This is a genomic window from Shewanella sp. ISTPL2 (assembly GCF_013283205.1).
Classification (GTDB): Bacteria; Pseudomonadota; Gammaproteobacteria; order Enterobacterales; family Shewanellaceae; genus Shewanella; species Shewanella oncorhynchi.
The window spans coordinates 1-637 of record NZ_JAAPAV010000009.1 but is presented as its reverse complement, the minus strand read 5'-3'; the positions used below and the strand labels follow the sequence as shown (position 1 = coordinate 637).

Annotated in this window: 1 pseudogene; it reads left to right on the top strand. The window is 47.3% G+C overall.

Features of this window, described 5'->3' with window-relative positions:
- Positions 1 to 440: pseudogene (locus HUB64_RS23060) on the top strand (hypothetical protein); the annotation flags it as partial.
- Positions 441 to 637: the final 197 nt, after the last annotated feature.

The following is a 637-nucleotide window of genomic DNA, read 5'->3' as shown; positions in this document are numbered from 1 at the left end:
CGGTAGTGCGGGGGCTGGCTTGGTTTGGGGTAGTGGTTTGCATCGTCGGTGTGGCCTTTTTAGGCCCAGCAGCGCTGGTTGGTGTAGGTGGAATGGCTCTGGGGGCATTTTTCTTTACTGGTTTTAAAAATATAGAGACAACTTATGAGAGCCCTATAAAAAATGGGCATCGTCATTTGATTAAGGTAACGCGGAATCGTCCATTTATTGCCTGCCAATCGGATGTACGAACAATGGGCTTACGAGCAAGTATTCGTCTTCATTGCCCATTGGATAAGATGCACACTATCTTGTCATTGCTGATGACGCAGTTACCTGATTCAGAAATCCGTGTATTTAAAAATGAGCGCGTGTTAGATGGCGTACCATTTGCGTTATTTGAGTCAGGCGAACCTGCCCAACTGGCAGATTTTACCCCTGACAATACCCAGCCCAGTTAACGTTTTTTCTCGCGCCTGTTATTGGCGCGAGACTCGGTGTCCATCAGTGACAGCTTTGCCACCAAGATGCTAACAGACTTTTTAGCGGCAAGGTCGTCAAGGGTGAGAAAACATTAAGTACGAGCTGTGTGGGTAGGTTAACGATGACCGTGCAGTCCGTGGGTACAGCAAAGGAATAGCTATATGAATAAGAGAGC